Source organism: Sphaerisporangium sp. NPDC005288, assembly GCF_040607475.1.
In the GTDB taxonomy this organism is placed as follows: Bacteria; Actinomycetota; Actinomycetes; order Streptosporangiales; family Streptosporangiaceae; genus Sphaerisporangium; species Sphaerisporangium rhizosphaerae.
In genome coordinates this window covers 90,595-112,205 of the sequence record NZ_JBEXGT010000014.1, presented here as the reverse complement: position 1 = coordinate 112,205, position 21,611 = coordinate 90,595, and the positions used below count along the sequence as shown (strand labels likewise).

Genomic DNA, 21,611 nt, shown 5'->3' with positions numbered 1-21,611 from the left:
TCCGAGCGGAGCGAGGGCCTTTTCACGGGCTTTTGCTGGGCATATCAGAACGCCTCCCGGCGGTGGGCCGGGAGGCGTTGGTGTGGGGGCGTGGTCAGTCGACGTCGACCCAGTCGAGGGTGCGTTGTACGGCCTTCTTCCAGCCGGCGTAGCCCTTCTCGCGCTGGTCCTCGGTCCAGGTGGGCTGCCAGCGGCGGTCCTCGTTCCAGTTGCGCTTGAGCTCCTCGGTGGAGCCCCAGAACCCCAGCGCCAGCCCGGCGGCGTACGCGGCGCCCAGGGCCGTGGTCTCGGCGACGACCGGCTTGGACACCGGGACGCCGAGGATGTCGGCCTGGATCTGCATGCACAGCTCGTTGGCGGTCACGCCGCCGTCCACGCGCAGCACGTCCAGGCGCACGCCCGAGTCGTTCTCCATCGCCTCGACCACGTCGCGGCTCTGGTAGCAGATCGCCTCCAGCGTCGCGCGGGCGATGTGGGCGTTGGTGTTGTAGCGGGACAGCCCGACGATGGCGCCGCGCGCGTCGGAGCGCCAGTACGGGGCGAACAGCCCGGAGAAGGCGGGCACGAAGTACACCCCGCCGTTGTCCTGCACCTGCCGGGCGAGCTGCTCGCTCTGCGCCGCGCCGGAGATGATGCCGAGCTGGTCGCGCAGCCACTGGACGGCCGACCCGGTGACGGCGATCGAGCCCTCCAGCGCGTAGACCGGCTTCTCCTGGCCGAACTGGTAGCAGACGGTCGTCAGCAGGCCGTGCTGTGAACGGACCAGCTCGTTGCCGGTGTTGAGCAGCAGGAAGTTGCCGGTGCCGTAGGTGTTCTTGGCCTCGCCGACGCCGAAGCAGACCTGGCCCACGGTGGCCGCCTGCTGGTCGCCGAGGTCCCCCGAGAGCGGGACCTCCCCGTGCAGCGGGCCGGTGGCGCGGGTGACGCCGTAAAGCTCGGGGTTGGAGGAGGGGCGGATCTCGGGGAGCATCGCGCGGGGGATGCCGAAGAACGACAGCAGTTCGTCGTCCCAGTCGAGGGTCTCGAGGTTCATGAGCATGGTGCGGCTGGCGTTGGTGGGGTCGGTGACGTGCACGCCGCCGTCGGTGCCGCCGGTGAGGTTCCACAGCAGCCAGGTGTCGGTGTTGCCGAAGACGGCCTCGCCCGCCTCGGCGTCCGCGCGCACGCCGTCGACGTTCTCGAGGATCCACTGGATCTTGCCGCCGGAGAAGTAGGTCGCCGGGGGCAGGCCGGCCTTGGCGCGGATGACCTCGCCCTTGCCCTCGCGTTCCAGTGCGCTCGCGATGCGGTCGGTGCGGGTGTCCTGCCAGACGATGGCGTTGTAGTAGGGCCGGCCGGTCCTGCGGTTCCACACGACGGTCGTCTCGCGCTGGTTGGTGATGCCGAGCGCCACCAGGTCGGCCGCCGAGAGGTTCGCCTTGCCCAGCGTGGTCTCGGCGACCGCGCGGGTGCGCTCCCAGATCTCCACCGGGTTGTGCTCGACCCAGCCGGCCTGGGGCAGGATCTGCTCGTGTTCGAGCTGGTGGCGGGCGATCTCGTTGCCGCCGTGATCGAAGATCATGAAGCGGGTGCTCGTCGTGCCCTGGTCGACTGCTCCGACGAAGTCAGCCATGGATGATTGCCTCCTTCATTGGCCCGGCCACTGGCGGGCCTCACGCCTTTCACGCCGTCCACGCCCTGCACGGCGTCCTGCCGTCCTGCCGTCCGCCGTCCTGCCGTCTGCCGCTAGGCCCTGAGGGTCCCATCAGACGCTTCCCTCTCGATGGGCACGGTACCCGGCTCCGGCTCGCCCGGCTCGGGCAGGAAGCGTGCGACCAGCGCCTGGTACAGCCCGGCGCCCAGCACGCCGCCGATGACCGGGGCCACGATCGGCACCCAGAAATAGAGGTTGCCGTACTGATCTCGCCAGGCCGACCCGTACCCGGTCAGGTAGGAGGCCAGTCGCGGCCCGAAGTCGCGGGCCGGGTTGATCGCGTAGCCGGCGTTGGTGCCCCAGGCCATGCCGATCGCCACCACGATGAGCCCCACCACGAACGGGGCGAGGTTGGCGGCCGGAGCGCTGTTGGCCAGGTCGGTGACGGCCAGGACCAGGAACAGCAGGATGGCCGTGCCGATCACCTGGTCGCGGAAGGCCCCCCACTCGTGCACCGGCAGCGTGCCGTTGCCCGGCAGGGTGGAGAAGACCCCCTGCGTCTTGATCGTGTGGCCGGGGTCGGCCTGGGCGAGGACCTCGGTGTAGTTCCACCGCACCAGGAGCGCCGCGACGAACGCGCCCGCGGTCTGTGCGAGCGAGTACGGCAGCACCTTGCGCCATGCGAAGCCCTTGAACACCGCCAGGGCGATCGTGACGGCCGGGTTGAGGTGGGCGCCGCTGATGCGGCCCGCGGTGTAGACGCCGAGCGTCACGCCGAGGCCCCACGCCCAGGCGATGCTGTCGTGGTCGCCGAGGCCGCCGGCGACGACCTGGGCCACGACGGCCGTTCCGATGAGAATCAGGATCAGAGTGCCCGCGAATTCCGCGGCCAGCTCACCGAGCAGGCTGGGGGATCGTTTCGGTCCGGCCATGTCGTCTCCTCACGTGTCGCCGTACGACTCGCCGTTGTGCCTGACCGCCGCGGAGGCGACGGCGGGCCGTTACCATCGGCCGTCAAGCGGAGGAGCTGGGCGCCCGCCCGTCTGTTCAACCTGCAGCAACACTGCACCGAAGGACGAGAAAGCCATGTTCACGAACGGGTCAAGAAAATTTTTCGCGTAGTTCGTGACTTCCCCGGGTTCGTCCGCCGTCGTCCCGGTATCCGCACCGATCACGTTTTCGATTATGAGCGGCTGACGGAAAATTTCCACCCCGCGGCAACGACGAAGTCAAGATCGCCTGGTGGGGGGCGTACCACGATCGCCGTAGCGAAGGACGGTCCCCCTGGACGAGGAGGAAGCGGCGCCGCGGCCGTACGGTGGTGGGCGTGATTAGCGTGACCCGGCTACGCGAGGCCGGCTCCTCCCACCCGTACCTGGTGGACACCCTCATCGCGTGCCTGACCTTCGCGGGGACCGTCCTCGGGCCGCCGTCCGGCCACCGGCCCCGTGTGGACCTGCCGCCGATCCCCGGCCCGGCCCCGGCCGCGGTGGCCCTGGCGGCGGCGATGTGCCTGGCGCTGGTGTTCCGCCGCGTCTCCCCTCGCCTGGTCGCCGCCCTGGCCGTGGCGGGCTCGGTGACACTGCTGATCACGGGCGGTCCCCGCCCCCCGTTCGACCTGGTCTCGGCCGTGGCCCTGGTCACCCTCGCCGTCCACACCCCCCGCCGCGTCTCGTGGACGTGGGGCGTGGTCGCCGCGCTCGTCCTCGGCGGCACCCGCATCGTCCTGTCCGGCGACGCCTGGCTCACCCCGCAGGTGGCCGGGCAGATCGCGTGGATCGGCATGGCCATCGCCGTCGGCGACGCCGTGCGCAGCCGCCGCGCGTACATCGCCGCCGTGGTGGAGCGCGCCCGCCGCGCCGAGCAGACCCGCGAGGAGGAGGCCGAGCGCCGGGTCATGGAGGAGCGGCTGCGCATCGCCCGCGAACTGCACGACGTGCTGGCCCACCACATCGCGCTCATCAACGTCCAGGCGCAGGTGGCCGCGCACGTCATGGACGCCGAGCCGCGGCAGGCGCGCGAGGCCCTCGGCCACATCCGCCAGGCCGGGCGGGCGGCCCTGGACGAGCTGCGCACCACGGTCGGGTTGCTGCGCCGGCCGGGCAGCGCCGAGGAGCTGCCCACCGAGCCCGCGCCCGGGCTGGACCGCCTGCCCGAGCTGATCACCTCCTTCACCGCGGCGGGCATGGACGTGGACTGCCATCTGGAGGGCACTCCCCGGCCGCTGCCCTCCCCGGTGGAGCTGACGGCGTTCCGCGTCGTGCAGGAGGCGCTGACCAACGTGAGCAAGCACGCCGGCCCGGCCACGACGCGGGTGCGCATCGCCTACGGGCGGCGCGAGCTGACCGTCGAGGTCAGCGACGACGGCCGGGGCTGCGCGGCGGTCCCGGGCGTCACCCCCGCCGCGGACGGCCCTCCGGACGGCTCCCCGGGCTCCCTGGACGGCCTCGCGCCGACCGGCACCGGGCACGGGCTGATGGGCATGCGCGAGCGGGCCCTGTCGGTGGGCGGGACGTTCAGCGTCGGCCCCTCCCCCGGCCGCGGGTTCCGCGTCCACGCGGTCCTGCCCGCTCCCGCGGCGAGCGCCGTATGACCGTCCGCGTGCTGCTCGCCGACGACCAGGCCCTCGTGCGGGCCGGCTTTCGCGTCCTGGTCGACTCCGCTCCCGACCTGGAGGTGGTCGGCGAGGCCGACACCGGCCACGAGGCGGTGCGCCTCGCCCGGGACACCAGGGCCGACGTGGTGCTGATGGACATCAGGATGCCCGGGATGGACGGCCTGGCCGCCACCCAGGCGATCACCTCCGACGCCGATCTCGCGGGGGTGCGGGTGCTGGTGCTGACCACCTTCGAGATCGACGAGTACGTCTTCGCCGCGCTGCGCGCGGGGGCCAGCGGGTTCCTCGGCAAGAGCGTCGAGGCCGGCGAGCTCCAGGACGCCATCCGCGTCGTGGCGCGCGGCGACGCCCTGCTGTCCCCCGGCGCCACCAAGGGGCTCATCGCCCGCTTCCTGTCGGCGCCCGGAGCCCGGCCCGACCACACCCCCGAGCACCTGGACGTGCTCACCGACCGCGAGCGCGAGGTGATGACGCTGGTCGCCGCCGGGCTGACCAACGACGAGATCGCCGACCACCTGGGCATCAGCCGCATGACCGCCAAGACGCACGCCAACCGGGCGATGATCAAACTGGGCGCGCACGACCGTGCCCAGCTGGTCGTGATCGCCTACGAGACGGGCCTCGTGCGCCCCCGCGCGCGGTAGCCCTCCCGGTCCCCTACGACGTTCGCGGTAGGACAAGACCCTCCCAGCGACGGACACCCTTCGCCCAGGCGGCGATGAGCCTTGAAGTACGGTGCCGGGCGACCGGCCCGCGACCGCGAGCGGCGCCCCTCCCACAGGCGCCGGCCGCCCCTGCCGAACCCGACCAAGAGATGGACCGATGTCGTTACTCGCCAGACTGAGCCTCGCCAACCGCGGCCTGGTCGCCCTCATCACGATCGTGGTGGCCGCCTTCGGGGTGTACACCATCCCCGCGCTGAAGCAGCAGCTCCTGCCGTCGCTCTCCTTCCCCACCGTGTCGATCGTCGCGTCCTACCCCGGCGCGGCGCCGCAGATCGTGGAGGACGGCGTCACCCGCCCGCTGGAGGACGCCGTGCGCGGGCTGTCCGGCGTGACCGGCGTGAACTCGACCTCCCGCGAGTCCAGCGCGACCGTCCAGGTGCTGTTCGACTACGGCACCGACATCGACGCGGCCCAGAACCGCATCCAGCAGGCCATCGGCCGCGTGCAGACCCAGCTTCCCGACGGGGTGGACCCGCAGGCCGTCACGGGCAGCACCGACGACCTGCCGGTGATCCAGCTCGCCGCCAGCTCGGCCGGCGACCAGCGGCGGCTGGCCGACCGGCTCACCGCCGAGGTCGTCCCGGCGCTCAGCGGGGTCGAGGGGGTGCGCGAGGTGTCGGTCTCCGGCACCCGCGACGAGGTGATCACCATCGAGCCGGACGACGACGAGCTGGCCGAGCACGGGCTGAGCGCCTCCTCGATCGCCTCGGCCGTCCAGTCGGCCGGGACGCCCGTGCCCGCGGGCACGCTGACGAAGTCGGACAAGTCCCTCAGCGTCCAGGTGGGCACCAAGCTCGGCTCGGTGCAGGACATCAAGGACCTCTACCTCACCCCGCCCGCCGCCGCCCAGGGACAGGGTCAAGGGCAGGGGCAAGGACAGGGCCAGACGTCCGGGCAGGGCCGGGCGGGCGCGGGCGGCCAGGGTGGCGTGCCCGGGGCGTCCGGGACCGCGGGCGCCGCAGGAACCGCGGCTTCGCGGGCTCCTCGGGCGCCCGCCAAGCCCAAGCCCGTGCGCCTGGGCGACGTGGCCACCGTCAAGCTCGGGGTCGCCGACTCCACCACGCTGACCCGCACCAACGGCCGGCCGAGCCTGGGCATCGCGGTCACCATGAAGTCCGGCGGCAACGCGGTGTCGATCTCGCACGACGTGCGCGCGAAGCTGCCCGCGCTGGCCTCCGCCCTCGGCGACGACGCCAGGTTCACCGTGATCTTCGACCAGGCGCCGTCGGTCGAGCAGGCCATCGAGAGCCTGACCACCGAGGGCCTGCTCGGCCTGGCCATGGCCGTGCTGGTGATCCTGGTGTTCCTGTTCTCGCTGCGGTCGACCATCGTGACGGCCGTGTCCATCCCGCTGTCGGTGCTGATCGCGCTGATCGCCCTGTGGATCCGCGACTACTCGCTCAACATGCTCACCCTCGGCGCGCTGACCATCGCGATCGGCCGGGTGGTGGACGACTCGATCGTCGTCCTGGAGAACATCAAGCGGCACCTGTCCTACGGCGAGCCCAAGCGCCAGGCCGTCGAGAACGGCGTGCGCGAGGTGGCGGGCGCGGTGACCGCCTCCACGCTGACCACCGTCGCGGTGTTCCTGCCCATCGCCTTCGTCGGCGGCCTGGTCGGCGAGCTGTTCAGCCCGTTCGCGATCACCGTGACGGTGGCGCTGCTCGCCTCGCTGCTGGTCGCGCTCACCGTGGTCCCGGTGCTCGCCTACTGGTTCATGAAGGCCCCCAAGGACGGCGACTCCGAGGCGATCAGGCGGGCGGCGGACGAGAAGGAGCGCCGGGGCCTGCTCCAGCGCGCCTACGTCCCGGTGATCCGCTTCGCGACCCGGCACCGGATCACCACGGTCGCCATCGCCATGGTGATCTTCATCGGAACGCTGGGCCTGGTGCCGATGATCCGCACCAGCTTCATCGAGGACTCCGGTCAGAACACCATCAGCATCCGCCAGACCTTCCCGGTCAGCACCTCCCTCGCGGCGGCCGACGCCATGGCCAAGAAGGTCGAGCAGGTCGTCTCCGGCACCAGCGAGGTGGCCTCGTACCAGGTCACCGTGGGCGGCGGCGGAGGCATCGGCTTGGGCGGGCGCGGCCGTAATGGCGGGACCTCCCGGGCCAGCTACTCGCTGACGCTGCGCGACGGCGCCGACGCGGGCGCGATCGAGCGACGGCTGACCGACCGGCTCGCCGCCACGCCCGGCATCGGCGAGGTCAGCGTCGGCCAGGCCGGCGGCTTCGGCGGCAACGCGCTGCAGGTCGTCGTGCGCGCGGCGGAACTGGACACCCTGCGCACCGCCGCGCAGACCGTCCAGCGGGCCATGGCCGGCGTTCCGGACGTCGCCGAGGTGACCAGCAGCGTCGCCGACACCGCGCCCCGCATCGACGTCACGGTCGACCGCAGGAAGGCCGCGGAGAAGGGCCTCAGCGAGGTCGCCATCGGGCAGGCGGTGGCGCAGGCGTTCAGGGGCAGCACGGTCACCCAGATCGCCCTGGACGGCACCACGGCCGACGTCGTGCTCCGGCCCGGCAAGGCGCCGGCCTCGCAGGCCGACCTGCGCGACCTGAAGCTCGCCGGCACGGTCGAACTCGGCGACGTGGCCACGGTCAAGCAGGTCAACGGGCCGGTCGAGGTCACCCGCATCGACGGCGACCGCAGCGCCACGGTGTCGGGCAAGTCCACCGGCGCCGACCTCGGCGCCACCACCGCCGAACTGCGCAAGCGGGTGGACGCGCTGTCGCTCCCGGCGGGCGCCTCCGTCGAGATCGGCGGCGTCAGCGCCGACCAGGCGGAGGCGTTCGGCAGCCTCGGGCTGGCGCTGGTGGCGGCCGTCGCGCTGGTGTTCTTCGTCATGGTGGCGACCTTCCGCAGCCTGGTGCAGCCGCTGCTGCTGCTGGTCTCGATCCCGTTCGCCGCCACCGGGGCGATCGGCCTGCTGCTGGTGACCGACACCTCGCTCGGCCTGGCCGCGATGATCGGCATGCTGATGCTCGTCGGCATCGTCGTCACCAACGCCATCGTCCTGATGGACCTGGTCAACCAGTACCGCGAGCAGGGCATGCCCCTGCACGAGGCGGTCGTCGAGGGCGGCCGGCGGCGGCTGCGGCCCATCCTGATGACGGCGCTGGCCACGATCTTCGCGCTGCTGCCCATGGCGCTCGGCATCACCCACGGGGGCGGCTTCATCTCCCGGCCGCTGGCCGTCGTGGTGATCGGCGGCCTGATCAGCTCCACGCTGCTCACCCTCGTGCTGGTGCCGACGCTGTACACGATGGTCGAGAACCGCAAGGAGAAGGCCCGCGCCCGGCGCGAGCGCCGCAAGGGCGGGACGCCCCTGCCGCCCCCGCGGGAGGAGACGCCCAGCGAGCCCGCCGTGAGCGCGCCGGGCCACGCCTGACCCGCTTCCGGGTGACGGGAAAGCGCCGGCCGTCCATCGCGGCGACCGGCGCTTTCCCGGTTCAGAACCCAAATTGGCCATTGTCTTTCCAATACCGGCGACTTAGCGTCTTTACGTACCGATTACCCGGTTGTTACGCGGAGTGTCGACGCGGGCACTCCGCCCTCTGGACCAGGAGGTTCCCTCCCGATGGCGAAGCCGCTGGGCGTACAGCTTTACACCGTTCGTGACCAGGTGAAGGTCGATCGTGACGAGGTGTTACGGCGGATAGCGGACATCGGATACGGCGCCGTCGAGGCCTACGACCCCACCGACGACCCCAAGGGATTCCGCAGGACCGCCGACGAGCTCGGGCTCACCGTGCCCAGCACGCACGCCTACGCGCTGCTCTCGCAGGAGCCGGACGCCGTCCTGGACGCCATCGCGACCGTGGGCGCCGACCTGGTGATCATCCCGGGCGGCATCCCCGAGGAGGACTTCACCACCCGCGACGGCCTCAACCGCACCGCCGACATGCTCAACGGCCTGGCCGAGCACGCCGGCCGCTACGGCATGCGGCTCGGCTACCACAACCACTGGTGGGAGATCGAGCCGAAGATCGACGGCGTCCACGCCATCGAGGCGCTCGCCGAACTGCTCGCCCCCGGCGTGTTCCTGGAGATCGACACCTACTGGGCGGCCGTGGGCGGCGCCGACGTGCCCGCGCTGCTCGGGCGGCTCGGGGACCGCGTCCTGGCCCTGCACGTCAAGGACGGCCCCGGCGTCAAGGGCCTGTCGCACACGGCCCTCGGCGAGGGCGTGATGCCGGTGCCGGACTTCCTCGCCGCCGCCCCCGGCGCGCTGCGCATCGTCGAGCTCGACAACTGCGACACCGACATCTACGAGGCCCTGGCCAAGAGCCACGCCTACCTCACCGAGCTGGAGCGCGCATGACCGGCGGGCCCGTCGGCGTCGCCCTCGTGGGCGCCGGCGCGATCAGCGACGCCTACCTGCGCAACCTCACCACCTTCCCCGACGTGCGGGTGCTCGGCGTCGCCGACCTCGACGTCGCGCGGGCGGAGGAGAAGGCCCGCGCGTACGGCGTGCCCGTGGCCGGCGACGTGGACGCCGTCCTGGCCGTCCCCGAGGTGGAGATCGTCGTCAACCTCACCATCCCCGCCGCGCACGCCGCCGTCGCCACCGCCGCCCTGCGCGCGGGCAAGCACGTCTACGGCGAGAAGCCGCTGACCCTGGACCCCGAGGAGGGCGAGAAACTGCTGGCCGAGGCCGCCGAACGGGGCCTGCGGGTCGGCAACGCGCCCGACACCTTCCTCGGCGCCGGCCTGCAGTCGGCCCAGCGGGCCCTCGCGTCCGGCCTGATCGGCGCGCCGGTCGCCGCGACCGCCGTCATGCAGAACTCCGGCCCGGAGTCCTGGCACCCCAACCCCGAGTTCCTGTTCCAGCGCGGGGCGGGCCCGCTGTTCGACATCGGGCCGTACTACCTGACCGCGCTGGTCGCCGCGCTCGGACCGGTGGCCAAGGTCGCGGCCACCGCCCGCAAGGCCCGCCCGTACCGGGTGATCGGCTCGGGCCCGAAGGGCGGCACGCGCTTCGCCGTGGAGGTGCCCACGCACGTCATGGCGCTGCTCGACTTCGCGGGCGGGGCCAGCGCGTCCTCGACGTTCAGCTTCGACTCCCCCGCGCACGTGACGATGATCGAGATCATCGGCACCGAGGGCAGCCTGTCGCTGCCCGACCCCAACACCTTCGGCGGACCGCTGAAGGTGCGCGCGGCCGGCGACGACGACTGGCGCGAGCTGCCGGTGGAAGGCACCGCCGTCGGGCGCGGCCTCGGCGTGCTGGACATGGCGCGGGCGCTGCGCGGCGACGTGCCGCACCGCGCCTCCGGCAGCCTCGCCCTGCACGTTCTGGAGGCGATGGCCGCCATCGCCGGCTCGGCCGAGGACGGCGAGTTCCGGCACCTGTCCACGACGGTCCGCGAACCCGAGCCGCTCCCCGCCGACTGGAACCCCGAGGAGGCCACCCTCTACTGACGGAAGCGCCGGGTCCGCTGATCGGGCGGACCCGGCGCCCGGCCCGCCTCAGACGGCCAGCGCGCGGGCGAGCAGCGTCTGGAGGGTGATCGCGCCCAGCAGCACGCCCTCCTCCACGACGGCGATCAGCGGGCTGCGGGTGCGGGCCATCAGGGCGGCCACCTCCAGCACGGTGGCGTCCGGGTCGGTGATCGGCAGCTCGCGCGGCTGCTCGGGCAGGCACTCGCCCACCGTGCGGCCGCCGAGCGCGCGAACGAACGCGTCGGCCTGGTCCTCGTCGATGACGCGGGCCAGCGCCGGGTCGTCCTGGCAGTAGCGCGGCACGGCCAGCCGCAGCACCTGCGTGCCGGGCAGCACGCACAGCGGCCGGCCGTCACCGTCCAGGACGATCAGGCCGGGCAGGTCCTGCTCGGCGAGCAGCCGGGCCGCCTCCGCCGCAGGAGTGCCGGCCGTCACCGTGGGAAAGCCGCAGACAAGATCACGCGCGTGCACCGAAGACCTCCTTGCCGAGCCTAACCGGCGAGATAGCGCAACCACAGGTACGGGGCGGCCAGCCCCACGGTCACCACCGTGACCACCAGGCCGTACTTGGTGAACTCCCAGAAGCTGATGCGGACGCCGTTGCGGGCGGCGATGCCGAGCACGACCACGTTGGCCGACGCGCCCACCGCCGTCGCGTTGCCGCCCAGGTCGGCGCCCAGGGCGAGCGCCCACCACAGCACGTCGCCGGACGGCCCGCTCGCGTGGGCCAGGTCGGTGACGATCGGGCTCATCGTGGCGACATAGGGAATGTTGTCCACGATCGCCGACAGCACGGCCGACCCGCCCAGCAGCCCCATCGTGGCCGGCAGCAGGCTGCCCTGGGTCGCCGAGGCCGCCGCCCGCGACACCTGGCCGATGACGCCGGTCTCCACCAGAGCGCCCACCATGACGAACAGGCCCATGAAGAACACCAGCGTGGCCCACTCGACGTCGCGGATCGCCTCCTCCACCGTCACCCTGGTCGCGGCGACGAGCAGGCCGGCGCCGAGCAGCGCGACGACCGCGGGCTCGTAGTGCAGCACCGGGTGCAGGACGAACGCGGCGATCACCACGGCGAGCACCGCGAGGCTCTGCGCCAGCAGACGGTGGTCCTCGATGGCCTCGCGCTCGTTCAGCTTCATGATCTGCAGCGCCCGCACCGGGTCGTACACGAACGCCGACCGGAACAGCCACCTGCACAGACCGACGAAGACCACCAGCACCACGACGATGAACGGCGCCAGGTGCACCAGGAAGTCGTTGAAGGTGAACCCGGCCCGGCTGGCGATGATGATGTTGGGCGGGTCGCCCACCAGGGTCGCGGTGCCGCCGATGTTGGACGCCATCACCTCGGCGATCAGGAACGGCGCCACCGGCAGCGCCAGCCGGTCGCACACCAGGAAGGTGACCGGGGCGATCAGCAGCACGGTGGTGACGTTGTCCAGCAGCGCCGACGCCAGCGCCGTGATCACGATCAGCATGACCATCAGCCGGAACGGCCTGCCCTTGGCCCGCTTGGCCGCCCAGATCGCGACGTACTCGAACACGCCGGTCTGCTTGAGCACGCCTACGATGATCATCATGCCGAGCAGCAGGAAGATGACGTTCCAGTCGATGCCCGAACGCTCGGAGAAGAACGCCGACCGGCCGTCCACCGCGTGGATCAGCAACATCAGCCCGGCGCCGCCGAGCGCGGCGGCCGTGCGATGGATGCGCTCGGTCGCGATCAGCCCATAGACGGCGACGAACACGACGACGGCCGCGATCGCGATCACCAGCGCACCTCCCAGAAGCCTGCGACAACCCCAATTGCATCGCCGACCAGACTTCCCGGCACACCTGACAACCTTCTGAGAACCCTACCAACCTCCGACGGCTCCGACGAGGACGACCAACAGGGACGAGAGTGAGCGAGAGCCGATCTGCGACCTCTTCTCGGCCCGCGATCCTGACAGATCAGCACCGCGCCGGCATCGGCCCGGCCGACGTTCGATCGACTGGACGAGCGATGCGCCTCGGTCACCCGGCCCAGGTCACATCCGCCACGGTGACCAGCAGTGCGCCGTCATCGATGCGGTAGGTCACCAAGCCGGCCTCGCCGAACCCGGCCCGCCTGACATAGGGATCGCCCGTGGCGAAGGTGCGTAGCGGGTCAGCCGGATATTCGATCACCCACGACATCGTCTCGATCAGCGCGTCCATCGCCCGTGGGGGAACCCTCCGAGCTGGCCGAGCGCCTTCGTGCTCAACTCGACCCGATAGATCACCGCCGCGCGGCCCGCGCCGCGGCGACGCGCTCCTCCCAGTCGGGAATGGCGGGCACGCCCTCGGACGAGCGAAGGCCGAACATCGGCCTCGGCGCCGGTGTCCTCCAGCCGCACGCCGGCCAGGACTACGCCCCGGTGGCGGGCTGACCGTCCGCCCCGCCCGCACCTTCGACGGGCCTCGGTCTTGTCACCTTGGGCGGCTCCAGCCCGAAAGCCCTCTGGAGAATCCCGAGGGCTTTCGAGGACCGAACGCGTGACCGCTGCCGCCCGACGGTCATTGGGAAGCCACTGTGGCGTGGCGCGATCTGCGGTCGCCACGCCACAAGTGGTAAGCGGAGGAACGACGTCAGACGAGACGTTCTGGATCAGCTCTGTACGAAAGACCACGCCTGATCTTGGCTACCCTCCCAGGACCACTGCACGACGGAGGAGCCATTGGTCGAGCCACCACCCGCGACGCTCACCCATGGCAAGCTGTCTTGGTTCTGGATTCTCCGGTAACCACGCACACTCACAGTTCGGAATACCACTTCTGGTTGGGCGTGCCGTCGCACATGCGTCCACGCCATGCGGTTCACCGTTCTGCCCGGCGCTGCCCGGCGAGTTCGACCAGCCTCTCCCAAGCCGGCGAGGAGGCTCCGACGGAATTGGTGATCAACCGGGCCGCGTCCGGGTCGGGGACCGACGGCTTCCCCTCCTCGGGCGTGCCGGGCTGACCGGCCATCCACCGCTGGGTGCGTTCGGCCAGCGCGTCGAGGCGCGGATCGTCCGGGGGCCAGTCGAAGGCCGCGTCGTAGTCGAGGTAGAGGGCGCGGAACTCCGGGTCGCTGATCGCGTCGTGCTTGTCGGCGAACCAGGTCGCCGCCTGTTCCGGTGAGACCGACCGCAGCAGGATCCACCCGTCGCGTTCCATCCGCACCGTGCGCCGGCTGACGCCGATGCTCCGCAGGTGGTCGAGGTAGTCGGCGACCTCCGCGGAGACGAACAGCCGGTCGCCGGAGTTGAGCTGGACGAGCCGCTCCCGGGTGCGGAGCAGCTCCTCGGCTCGTTCCTGTAGCCGGTGATCGATCTCGGTGATCGCCTCGGCGAACCGGTCCGGGTCGGCGTCGAACATCTCGTGAATGCGGGCGAGCGGGACGCCGGCCTCGGCGAGCGTTTTCACCTTGACCAGGTCGATGGCGTGCTGGGCGCTGTAGCGCCGGTAGCCCGACGCATCGCGCGGCGGCTCCGCCAGCAGTCCGCGCTGGTGGTAGTGGCGCACGGTCTTGATCGTCACACCCGCGTATCGGGCGAGCTGGCCGATAGTGATCATTCGTCGGTCTCCCATCGGCCGGCCCGTCCTCCCGGGATGTTCATCATGTCGTGGATACCACGGCACGACGCGGCCTGACCGGTCAGGCCGTCGCGACCCGGACGGACATCCGGCCGGCGAGGTCGATGCCGACGATCGTGCCGTCTTCGTCGCGGGTGAAGAAGCCGCGCTGCCCCTGCAGGCCGCCCTCGGTGATGATGTACTCGTCGCCGTCGCCGGGCAGCAGGCCCATCGCGGCCGGTGGATAGTCCGGAGGCATCTCGCCGTCCGACGCCGCCCGGATCTCCGGTTTGATGCCGACCTCGAGCGTCATCCCCGTCGGTCCGGCGGCGATGACGAGCGTCATGGCATCGTTGTCGTATCTGCCGGCGACCTCCCGGGCGCGCGCCGGATCATGGGGCAGCGGCCGGGGATCGCGGTCGACGACCCCCAGATAGTGCTCAAGTGCCCAGCGGGCGACGGCCTGGTTGAACGGGATGCCGTTCGGTCCGGCGTTCGACAGCGAGACCACGGCGAAATCGCGTTCGGGCACGAGCAGCAGCTCGGCGAACTGGCCGTTCGCCGACCCGCCGTGCCCGACGGTGCGAACGCCGTCCACATCGCGCAGGAACCAGCAGATGCCGAAGGCGTCGCCCAGCGTGCTGCCGCGCAGCTCCACGGTCGGCCGCCTCATCCGGTGCAGCGCCTCGGCGGGCAGGATCCGGGCGCCGCCCTCGCCTCGCCCGTCTCCGAGATGGAACCGAGCCCAGCGGATCTGGTCCGCCACCGAGGACATCAGGCCACCACCGGGGTTGTTGGCACGCCAGCGCCTCCACCCCCGCGCGACGGACGGGGCTCCGTCCTCGCCGGGGTTGTGGCCCACGGCGAACCGCCGCGTCATGACATCGGCGGTGTCGTAGAGACTGTGCGACAGCCCCAGCGGCTCGAGCACGAGCGAGGCGACCGCTCGTTCGTAGGTCAGGCCGGTGACCTTCTCGGCGACCCGCCCGGCCAGGTTGTATCCCGCCTGACTGTAGGAGGCCCTGGTGCCGGGCGGCGCGATCAGGGCCAGCTCGGCCATCTGCGCCACATGGGCGGCCAGCGCGTCATCTCCCTCACCGGTGTCGGCGAGGATCGCCCAGTCCAGCCCCGAGGTGTGGTTGAGCAGGTGGGACACCGTGACCTCCGCCGCGGCCCGCTCGTCTGAGAGCACCAACTCGGGAACGTACCGGCGAACCGGCGCCTCCAGCGCGACCCTGCCGTCGGCGGCCAGGCGCATCAGCGCGGTCGCGGTGAAGGTCTTGCTGACCGAGCCCACCTCGTACAGCGTGTCCTGGTCGACGGGCAACGGGTTGTCGACGCTCGTCACGCCGTGGCACGCGTAGACCTCCTGACCGCCCGCCCACACCCCGACGGCGACGCCGGGGATGCCCAGCCGCGTGGCCGTCGCCTCGACGAACTCCCGCAGGTCGTCGGGTGACCTCCCTTCCCCCTGCTGTCGTGCGGCACGCCCGGCATCGGGACCGGTCGCATTGTCGTCCCGGTCATTCGCAACTCGCTCGATCGCGTTCATGCCCCCATGCTCGAACCCTGCCCCAGGGTCAAGGTCAAGCCCTGACGCGTGACACGCCGCCCGGCGCCGGCCACGACGGCCGCCTGCGCCGAACGCGAGGGTGCGCGGTTCGGTGCGGGTGGTCAGCGGGGCATGGCTACGGTGAGGAGGAGGGCGGAGTCTTCCAGGGCCTCCAGGCGGTGGCGGGTGTCGGGGACGATGATCAGGTCGCCGGCCAGGGCCTCCCAGGAGACCTCGCCGGCGATCACGCGCACCCGTCCGAGCAGCACGAAGATGGTGGCCTCGCCGTTGGCCTCGTGCTCGCTCTGCTCCGAACCCTTGGCGAACGCCATGACCGTCTGCCGCAGGACGCGTTCGTGCCCACCCACGACGGTGTCGGCCGCGTGCCCGCCGGACGATTCGACAGCCTTGTCGAGCTGCTGACGGGCCATGGCCACCAGAGAGAACTTCTGCGTCACGATGCTTCCCCTCACGTTCGGCACGGCGGCCGGTCCGGCGTGCGCGCCCCGCTTCCAGGTCGCCGCATCCTGACCGGAGTGGTCACGCGGGACGACGAAGGCTCACCTTCATGCGTACCCGTTGCGCGTCTACCCTCGTCAGCCGTTTGACACCTTTTCCGTGCCCCCGGTGACGGCTCCCCGGCCGATCACATGCTGTTCAGGGCGGAAGCGGCAGGGCCTTCACGTGGCGGCCAGGGCGACGGTGGGGGCGAGGCGGGCGGCGCGCATCGCCGGGTAGATGCCGGCCAGGGTGCCGATGAGCAGGGTCGCGAGCAGTGCCCCGCCCATCGCCCAGGCGGGAACCACCGCCGGCCAGCCCTTCGCCATGGCGTACGCCGTCGTGGCCGCCGCTCCGAGCGCCGTGCCCGCCACCCCGCCGAGCACCGACAGCAGCAGGGACTCGGTGAGGAACTGGAGCCGTACCTGGCCGCGCGTCGCGCCGAGCGATCGGCGCAGGCCGATCTCCCGGCGGCGCTCCAGGACCGAGATGACCATGGTGTTGGCCACCCCGACCCCGCCCACCAGCAGCGCCACCGCGCCGAGGCCGAGCAGGAGGTTCGTGAACGCGCCCGAGGCCGCCGCCTTGGCCGCGAGGGCGTCGGACGGCCGGCTGACCTGCACCTCGTCGGGACTCTCGGGGTTGACGGTTCGCGGCAGGGCCCCGCGCACCGCCTCCACCGTCTCGTCCGGCGAGCGCTCGTAGATCGTGGTCGGGTACCCGTCGAAGCCCGCGTAGCGTTCGGCGGCGGCCCAGCCCATGAGGGCCGAGCGTTCGATCTCCGGCGCCAGCGGCATCGCGTCCAGGATCCCGACCACCGTGAACCAGCGGCCCGCGATCCAGACCGGCACTCCGACGCGCTCGATGCCGAGCCGGCGGGCGGCGACCGAGCCGAGCACGACGGCGGGCTCGCGCCCGATGGCGGCGTTCAGCCAGGTGCCCTGCCGGACGGCGCCCTCCAGCGTGGCGGTCAGGCCCTCGTCCGCCGCCTGCACGGCGATCCCGCCGGTGACGGCTTCGGGGATGCGGTCGGTCCTGCGGACGGTCGCGTCCAGCCGCCCGGTGGCGCCGGCCCTGGTGACCGGGCCGATGCGGCGGACCATGTCCAGCGCTTGCTTCGGCAGTTTGGCGTCGTCGCCGAACATGGTCTGGCCGGGCGCCACGGTCAGCAGGTTGGTGCCGAGGCGGTCCAGTTCGCGCAGGAGTTGCTCGCGCGAGGAGGCGGAGATGCCGATGACGGCGACCATGGTGGCGATGCCGATCGCGATGCCGAGCGCCGACAGCACCACCCGGGCCGGCCGGGTGCGCAGCCCGGCGGCGCCCACCCGCAGCACGTCACGAGGTGCGAGCCTCGACGGCGCCAGCCGCTCTCCGCGTCCGCCGGCCCTGACGGCGGTCGTCCCGCTGCTCATCGGAGGTCCCCCTCGACGTCCCGCGAAGCGGTCATATCGGTCACGCCGCCCGTCGGGCGCTTCCCTCGGACTCCCGCGGTCGTGCCGTTCATCGGGTGCTCCCTTCGGTCTCCCGCGGGGTGACCGGGCCGCTCATCGGGGGATCGTCGCCGACGCCGGTGCCGGTACGGGCCGGTCGCATCGGCGGTGGGCCGTCGTCGGCGGCGATGAGGCCGTCCCGGACGCGTACCCTCCGGGGCGTCCGTTCGGCGACGTCCGCGTCGTGGGTGATGATCGCGACAGTGGTGCCGGAGGCGTGCAGGGTGCGCAGGACCTCCAGCACCTCGGCGCCCGCCGCCGAGTCCAGGTTTCCGGTGGGCTCGTCGGCGAGCAGCAGAGGCGGGTCCCCGACGACGGCGCGCGCGACGGCGACCCGCTGCTGCTCCCCGCCGGAGAGCTGGTGGGGCTTGTGCGCGAGCCGGTGCCCGAGTCCCACCCGTTCCAGGGCGGCGGCGGCCCGCTCGCGCCGCTCGCGCAGCGGGCGTCCGCTGTAGAGGGAGCCGTCGGCCACGTTGTCCAGCGCGGTGGTGCCGGGCGCCAGGTGGAACTGCTGGAAGACGAACCCCAGGCGGCGGGCGCGCAGCGCGGACAGTTCCCGGTCCGACAGCTCGGCGATCTCGTGGCCGGCGATGCGGACGCTTCCCGAGGTGGGCCGGTCCAGGGTGCCGATCATGTGGAGGAGCGTGGACTTGCCCGACCCGGACGGGCCGACGATGGCCAGCAGCTCGCCCTCCTCGATGACCAGGCTCACCCCGCGCAGGGCCTCCACGTGCCCGCCGTAGACCTTGCGTACGTCGGTGAGCCGGACGATGGCGCTCACTGCTCCGGCACCCCGACCTTCATGCCGGCGGCCAGCCCGGGGCCGGTGATCTCGACCCGTCCGCCGCCGTAGGCCCCGGTCTCCACCGCGACGTAGCGGGAGGACGCGCCCTCGACGACCTCGACGCCGAAGCCGCCCTCGGCCAGGGCGAGCAGCGACTCGACCGGCACCGACAGCACGTCCTTCACCCGCTCGCTCTCCATGTCCACGGTGACCGGGGCCTGGTCGAGCCGGCCGACCTTCCTGGCCGACTTCAGCGTGATGTCGACGTCGATGGTGGCCCCGTCACCCCCTCCCGGATCGCCTTCCTGGCCGCTGGACCTGGCCACCGTGCCCACCTCGGAGATCGTGCCCTTGACCCGGCGCCCCCCGGGCAGCTCGACGGTCACGGCCGCCCCCTTCCTGGCCATGGCCTGGTAGTCGGTGTCGAGGTCCACGTGGACGGTGCGGCGGGTGGAGGTGACAGCGAGCGCCCGCCTGCCCGGCCCCACGGCGTCTCCGGCCTCCACCTCGGCCGAGGAGACCCGCACGGGCCCGTCGAGGAACACGACCTGGGCCGCGTCCACCGCGCCGGTCTCCGGGAGCCCGCGGTCCTCCTGCCACTCCCGTACGGCCTGGTCGGTGGCGTAGGTGAACTCCTCGTCCACGGTCATGTCGTCCCCGTAGCCCAAGGCCCTGAGGTTGGACTCGAGCTGGCGGACGTCGGGCCCGTCGCTCACGCCGCGCCGCATCGTCCGGTACACCGGGACCCGCCCGTACATCAGCACGAGCGGCCTGCGGTCCACCTTGAGCAGCGCGTGGCCGCGGGTGACGGTGCTGCCCTCGGCGGCGACGGCCGTCACGGTGCCGGGCGCGCCCGCGTAGACCTTCCGCTCGCCGGCGTAGGTCAGCGTCCCGTCCACCGAAGAGGTGTCCACCAGGTCGCCACGCGTGATCTCGGCCGTGCTCCTCGCCGGCGACGCGGACGGCGACGCCGCGCCGGCGCCGGAGTTCATCACCACAGCCGCCGCGGCCGCCCCGGCCAGGAGCGCGGTCACTCCGATCCCGGCCGGCAGGACGCCCAGGCGCCGAGCTCCCATCGATGTTCACCTCCGCGCCGCGGGACCCACGCCCGCGGCATGGGTGGGTTTCTAGTCAGCGGCGGATTAGCGGCGGGTAAGCGCGGGACGGGGCCGGCGGGCTTACCGGTTGCTAACGCCGTCTGAGGCACGCTGGTCAGTCGTCCGTTGTTGCCCGCCAGACCAGCGAAGGGGGGACGCGCGATGCGTGTGCTCGTCGTCGAGGACGAGGACGAACTCGCCGACGCCATAGCCCGCGGGCTGCGGCGCAGGGCGATCGCGGTGGACGTGGCCTACGACGGCGCCGAGGCGCTGGAGCGGCTCGGCCACACCGCCTACGACGTGGTCGTCCTCGACCGCGACCTGCCGGAGCTGCACGGGGACGAGGTGTGCCGCCGCCTGGCCGCCGCGGGGGCGTCCGGACGGGTGCTCATGCTGACCGCCGCCGGGCGGGTGGGCGACCGGGTCGCGGGGCTGTCGCTGGGGGCCGACGACTACCTCACCAAGCCGTTCGCGTTCACCGAGCTGGTCGCGCGGATCCGCGCGCTCGCCCGCCGCACCGCGCCGGAGCGTCCCGCCGTCCTGTCGCGGGCGGGCGTGCGGGTGGACCTGGCGGTCCGCGCGGTCCACCGGGACGGGCGGCCGGTGACGCTGACGCGCAAGGAGTTCGCCGTGCTGGCGGAGCTGGTGCGGGCCGGCGGGGCCGCGGTGACGCCGCGGCGGCTGGTCGCGCGGGCGTGGGACGAGAACGTGGAGTCGGGGACGGGGGCGTTGCGGGTGACCATCACCACCCTGCGCAGGAAGCTGGGAGAGCCGGACGTCATCGAGACCGTGCCGGGGATGGGGTACCGCCTGGCGGGGCGGCCGGGGGGTGAGCGGTGATCGCCCGGCGGGCGCGCGGGTGGTGGAGCGGCGTCGGGCTGCGCACCCGGCTCACCATCCTCTACAGCGGCCTGTTCTTCACGGCCGGGACGGCGCTGCTGTGGGTGACGTACCTGCTCACGGCCCGCGCGCTGGAGCGGGAGCTGTTCTTTGGTACCTCCACGCTGCCGCCTGACCTGCCCACCTCGCCGCACAAGCCCATGGTGTTCGCGATGAAGGTGCAGCGCGACGTGCTCGCCCAGGTGGAGCAGGGCAGGCAGCAGGTGCTCGGCGACCTGTTCCAGAACTCGGCCATCATCATGCTGGTCGGGGGCGTGCTGGCGATCGTCCTCGGCCATCTGGTGGCCGACCGCGCGCTGCGCCCGCTGCGGCAGGTGACCGAGACGGCCGAGCGGCTCTCGGAGAGCACCCTGCACGAGCGCATCGCCCTCGCGGGCCCGCGGGACGACGTCAAGCGGCTCGCCGACACCTTCGACGCCATGCTGGACCGGCTCCAGCGGGCGTTCGACGCGCAGCGGCGGTTCGTGCTGAACGCCTCGCACGAGCTGCGCACCCCGCTGGCGATCAACCGGACGCTGCTGGAGGTGGCCCTGGAGGAGCCGGACGCCTCCGACGACCTGGTGCGCCTGGGCAAGGCGCTGCTGGGCACCAACGCCCGGCACGAACGGCTGATCGAGGGCCTGCTGCTGCTCACCCGGTCGGAGCACGAGCTGGTGGCGCGCAGGCCGGTGGCGGTGGACGAGGTGGCGCTCGGCGTGCTCGAGGGGCTGGAGGCGCTCGCGCGGCGGCGGCGCGTCGCCCTGGAGCGCCGGCTGTCCCCGGCGACGGCGGCGGGCGATCCGGTGCTCATCGAGCGGTGCGTGTTCAACCTGGTGGAGAACGGGCTGAAGTACAACGTCAAGGACGGGATGCTGCGGGTCGAGGTGACCGACGATTCCGAAAATATCGTGATCAAGGTGGCTAATACCGGGCCGGTGATCCCCGCCTACGAGGTCGAGGACCTGTTCGAGCCGTTTCACCGGTTGCGCGAGCGCGTCGGCTCGGCGCAGGGCTCCGGCCTCGGGCTCTCGATCGTCCGGGCCATCGTCGCCGCGCACGACGGCCAGGTGGAGGCGGCGCCCCGTCCGGACGGCGGCCTGCTCGTCACCGTGAGCCTGCCCGCCGCCCGCCCCCCGGTCGCGGCCCGCCTCCCCGCAGCCACGAGGTGACCGGCGGGGCGACGCGACCGGGCCGCGGTCCCCCGGCCTGGCCGCCGTCACCCCGGCCTGGCCGCGATCACCCCGACCTGGCTGCGATCACCCGCCCGGCCCGCCGTCACCCGCCCGGCCCGCCGTCACCCAGCCCGGCC

19 protein-coding genes are annotated in these 21,611 nt (G+C 72.4%); 8 read left to right on the top strand and 11 right to left on the bottom strand.

The window, feature by feature from the left end; genetic code table 11:
- Positions 1-94: 94 nt before the first annotated feature.
- Together glpK and ABZU32_RS15730 are read right to left on the bottom strand one after the other, a co-directional pair.
- On the bottom strand, positions 95-1,612 hold the full coding sequence (glpK, locus tag ABZU32_RS15735; RefSeq protein ID WP_354922455.1) for a glycerol kinase GlpK: 1,518 nt from the start codon (positions 1,610-1,612) through the stop codon (positions 95-97).
- Positions 1,613-1,725: 113 nt separating this feature from the next.
- A complete protein-coding gene (locus ABZU32_RS15730; protein WP_354922452.1) occupies positions 1,726-2,565 on the bottom strand; it encodes an MIP/aquaporin family protein in 840 nt (279 codons plus the stop codon).
- A gap of 395 nt (positions 2,566-2,960) precedes the next feature.
- On the opposite strand from ABZU32_RS15730, the gene ABZU32_RS15725 reads away from it, so the two are divergent.
- From ABZU32_RS15725 to ABZU32_RS15705, 5 genes are all read left to right on the top strand, one after another.
- The gene (locus ABZU32_RS15725; RefSeq protein WP_354922449.1) at positions 2,961-4,226 is read left to right on the top strand and encodes a sensor histidine kinase; all 1,266 of its coding nucleotides are present in this window, start codon (positions 2,961-2,963) and stop codon (positions 4,224-4,226) included.
- Positions 4,223-4,894, top strand: coding sequence for a response regulator transcription factor (locus tag ABZU32_RS15720; RefSeq protein ID WP_354848219.1), 672 nt, complete (start codon positions 4,223-4,225; stop codon positions 4,892-4,894). The genes ABZU32_RS15725 and ABZU32_RS15720 overlap by 4 nt, the downstream gene beginning before the upstream one ends.
- 178 nt (positions 4,895-5,072) lie before the next feature.
- Entirely contained in the window at positions 5,073-8,369 is a 3,297-nt protein-coding gene (locus tag ABZU32_RS15715) for an efflux RND transporter permease subunit (protein ID WP_354922446.1), read from the top strand.
- Positions 8,370-8,558: 189 nt separating this feature from the next.
- The gene (locus tag ABZU32_RS15710) at positions 8,559-9,302 is read left to right on the top strand and encodes a sugar phosphate isomerase/epimerase (RefSeq protein WP_354922444.1); all 744 of its coding nucleotides are present in this window, start codon (positions 8,559-8,561) and stop codon (positions 9,300-9,302) included.
- Positions 9,299-10,402 (top strand): Gfo/Idh/MocA family oxidoreductase, encoded by a 1,104-nt coding sequence (locus tag ABZU32_RS15705; RefSeq protein WP_354922441.1) that lies wholly within the window; start codon positions 9,299-9,301, stop codon positions 10,400-10,402. Before ABZU32_RS15710 ends, ABZU32_RS15705 begins: the two co-directional genes overlap by 4 nt.
- A gap of 48 nt (positions 10,403-10,450) precedes the next feature.
- On the opposite strand, the gene ABZU32_RS15700 is transcribed toward ABZU32_RS15705, so the two are convergent.
- From ABZU32_RS15700 to ABZU32_RS15690, 3 genes are all read right to left on the bottom strand, one after another.
- The gene (locus tag ABZU32_RS15700; RefSeq protein WP_354922437.1) at positions 10,451-10,894 is read right to left on the bottom strand and encodes a CBS domain-containing protein; all 444 of its coding nucleotides are present in this window, start codon (positions 10,892-10,894) and stop codon (positions 10,451-10,453) included.
- 20 nt (positions 10,895-10,914) lie between these two features.
- A complete protein-coding gene (locus tag ABZU32_RS15695; RefSeq protein WP_354922434.1) occupies positions 10,915-12,198 on the bottom strand; it encodes an ArsB/NhaD family transporter in 1,284 nt (427 codons plus the stop codon).
- 244 nt (positions 12,199-12,442) lie between these two features.
- The gene (locus ABZU32_RS15690) at positions 12,443-12,625 is read right to left on the bottom strand and encodes a hypothetical protein (protein ID WP_354922431.1); all 183 of its coding nucleotides are present in this window, start codon (positions 12,623-12,625) and stop codon (positions 12,443-12,445) included.
- Between the two features lie 5 nt (positions 12,626-12,630).
- On the opposite strand from ABZU32_RS15690, the gene ABZU32_RS15685 reads away from it, so the two are divergent.
- Positions 12,631-12,837 carry a hypothetical protein gene (locus ABZU32_RS15685; RefSeq protein ID WP_354922428.1) on the top strand — a complete coding sequence of 69 codons (207 nt, stop codon included), beginning with the start codon at positions 12,631-12,633 and terminating at the stop codon, positions 12,835-12,837.
- 427 nt (positions 12,838-13,264) lie between these two features.
- On the opposite strand, the gene ABZU32_RS15680 is transcribed toward ABZU32_RS15685, so the two are convergent.
- The 6 genes from ABZU32_RS15680 to ABZU32_RS15655 form a co-directional block, all read right to left on the bottom strand.
- Positions 13,265-14,002, bottom strand: coding sequence for a MerR family transcriptional regulator (locus ABZU32_RS15680; RefSeq protein WP_354922426.1), 738 nt, complete (start codon positions 14,000-14,002; stop codon positions 13,265-13,267).
- An 82-nt stretch (positions 14,003-14,084) separates the two neighbouring features.
- The gene (locus tag ABZU32_RS15675; RefSeq protein ID WP_354922423.1) at positions 14,085-15,554 is read right to left on the bottom strand and encodes a serine hydrolase domain-containing protein; all 1,470 of its coding nucleotides are present in this window, start codon (positions 15,552-15,554) and stop codon (positions 14,085-14,087) included.
- 122 nt (positions 15,555-15,676) lie between these two features.
- Positions 15,677-16,012, bottom strand: a complete 336-nt coding sequence (locus ABZU32_RS15670; RefSeq protein ID WP_354922420.1) for a cupin domain-containing protein — start codon at positions 16,010-16,012, stop codon at positions 15,677-15,679.
- Positions 16,013-16,234: 222 nt separating this feature from the next.
- Positions 16,235-17,464: an ABC transporter permease gene (locus ABZU32_RS15665; RefSeq protein ID WP_354922417.1), complete on the bottom strand. Its 1,230-nt coding sequence runs from the start codon at positions 17,462-17,464 to the stop codon at positions 16,235-16,237.
- An 88-nt stretch (positions 17,465-17,552) separates the two neighbouring features.
- The gene (locus ABZU32_RS15660; protein WP_354922600.1) at positions 17,553-18,314 is read right to left on the bottom strand and encodes an ABC transporter ATP-binding protein; all 762 of its coding nucleotides are present in this window, start codon (positions 18,312-18,314) and stop codon (positions 17,553-17,555) included.
- A gap of 5 nt (positions 18,315-18,319) precedes the next feature.
- On the bottom strand, positions 18,320-19,402 hold the full coding sequence (locus ABZU32_RS15655) for a peptidoglycan-binding protein (RefSeq protein ID WP_354922414.1): 1,083 nt from the start codon (positions 19,400-19,402) through the stop codon (positions 18,320-18,322).
- Between the two features lie 183 nt (positions 19,403-19,585).
- Between ABZU32_RS15655 and ABZU32_RS15650 the strand changes: the two genes are divergently transcribed.
- Together ABZU32_RS15650 and ABZU32_RS15645 are read left to right on the top strand one after the other, a co-directional pair.
- Positions 19,586-20,263 (top strand): response regulator transcription factor, encoded by a 678-nt coding sequence (locus ABZU32_RS15650; RefSeq protein ID WP_354848188.1) that lies wholly within the window; start codon positions 19,586-19,588, stop codon positions 20,261-20,263.
- Complete coding sequence (locus tag ABZU32_RS15645; protein WP_354922411.1) at positions 20,260-21,471, top strand: ATP-binding protein; 1,212 nt, start codon at positions 20,260-20,262, stop codon at positions 21,469-21,471. The genes ABZU32_RS15650 and ABZU32_RS15645 overlap by 4 nt, the downstream gene beginning before the upstream one ends.
- Positions 21,472-21,611 lie beyond the last annotated feature (140 nt).

What these genes read in the sequence shown, in the direction of transcription:
- ABZU32_RS15675 (WP_354922423.1), bottom strand. Translation starts at nt 15,554, where the DNA reads ATGAACGCGATCGAGCGAGTTGCGAATGACCGGGACGACAATGCGACC.
- ABZU32_RS15680 (WP_354922426.1), bottom strand. Translation starts at nt 14,002, where the DNA reads ATGATCACTATCGGCCAGCTCGCCCGATACGCGGGTGTGACGATCAAG.
- ABZU32_RS15730 (WP_354922452.1), bottom strand. Translation starts at nt 2,565, where the DNA reads ATGGCCGGACCGAAACGATCCCCCAGCCTGCTCGGTGAGCTGGCCGCG.
- ABZU32_RS15665 (WP_354922417.1), bottom strand. Translation starts at nt 17,464, where the DNA reads ATGAGCAGCGGGACGACCGCCGTCAGGGCCGGCGGACGCGGAGAGCGG.
- ABZU32_RS15705 (WP_354922441.1), top strand. Translation starts at nt 9,299, where the DNA reads ATGACCGGCGGGCCCGTCGGCGTCGCCCTCGTGGGCGCCGGCGCGATC.
- ABZU32_RS15690 (WP_354922431.1), bottom strand. Translation starts at nt 12,625, where the DNA reads ATGGACGCGCTGATCGAGACGATGTCGTGGGTGATCGAATATCCGGCT.
- ABZU32_RS15715 (WP_354922446.1), top strand. Translation starts at nt 5,073, where the DNA reads ATGTCGTTACTCGCCAGACTGAGCCTCGCCAACCGCGGCCTGGTCGCC.
- ABZU32_RS15720 (WP_354848219.1), top strand. Translation starts at nt 4,223, where the DNA reads ATGACCGTCCGCGTGCTGCTCGCCGACGACCAGGCCCTCGTGCGGGCC.
- ABZU32_RS15650 (WP_354848188.1), top strand. Translation starts at nt 19,586, where the DNA reads ATGCGTGTGCTCGTCGTCGAGGACGAGGACGAACTCGCCGACGCCATA.
- glpK (WP_354922455.1), bottom strand. Translation starts at nt 1,612, where the DNA reads ATGGCTGACTTCGTCGGAGCAGTCGACCAGGGCACGACGAGCACCCGC.
- ABZU32_RS15710 (WP_354922444.1), top strand. Translation starts at nt 8,559, where the DNA reads ATGGCGAAGCCGCTGGGCGTACAGCTTTACACCGTTCGTGACCAGGTG.
- ABZU32_RS15655 (WP_354922414.1), bottom strand. Translation starts at nt 19,402, where the DNA reads ATGGGAGCTCGGCGCCTGGGCGTCCTGCCGGCCGGGATCGGAGTGACC.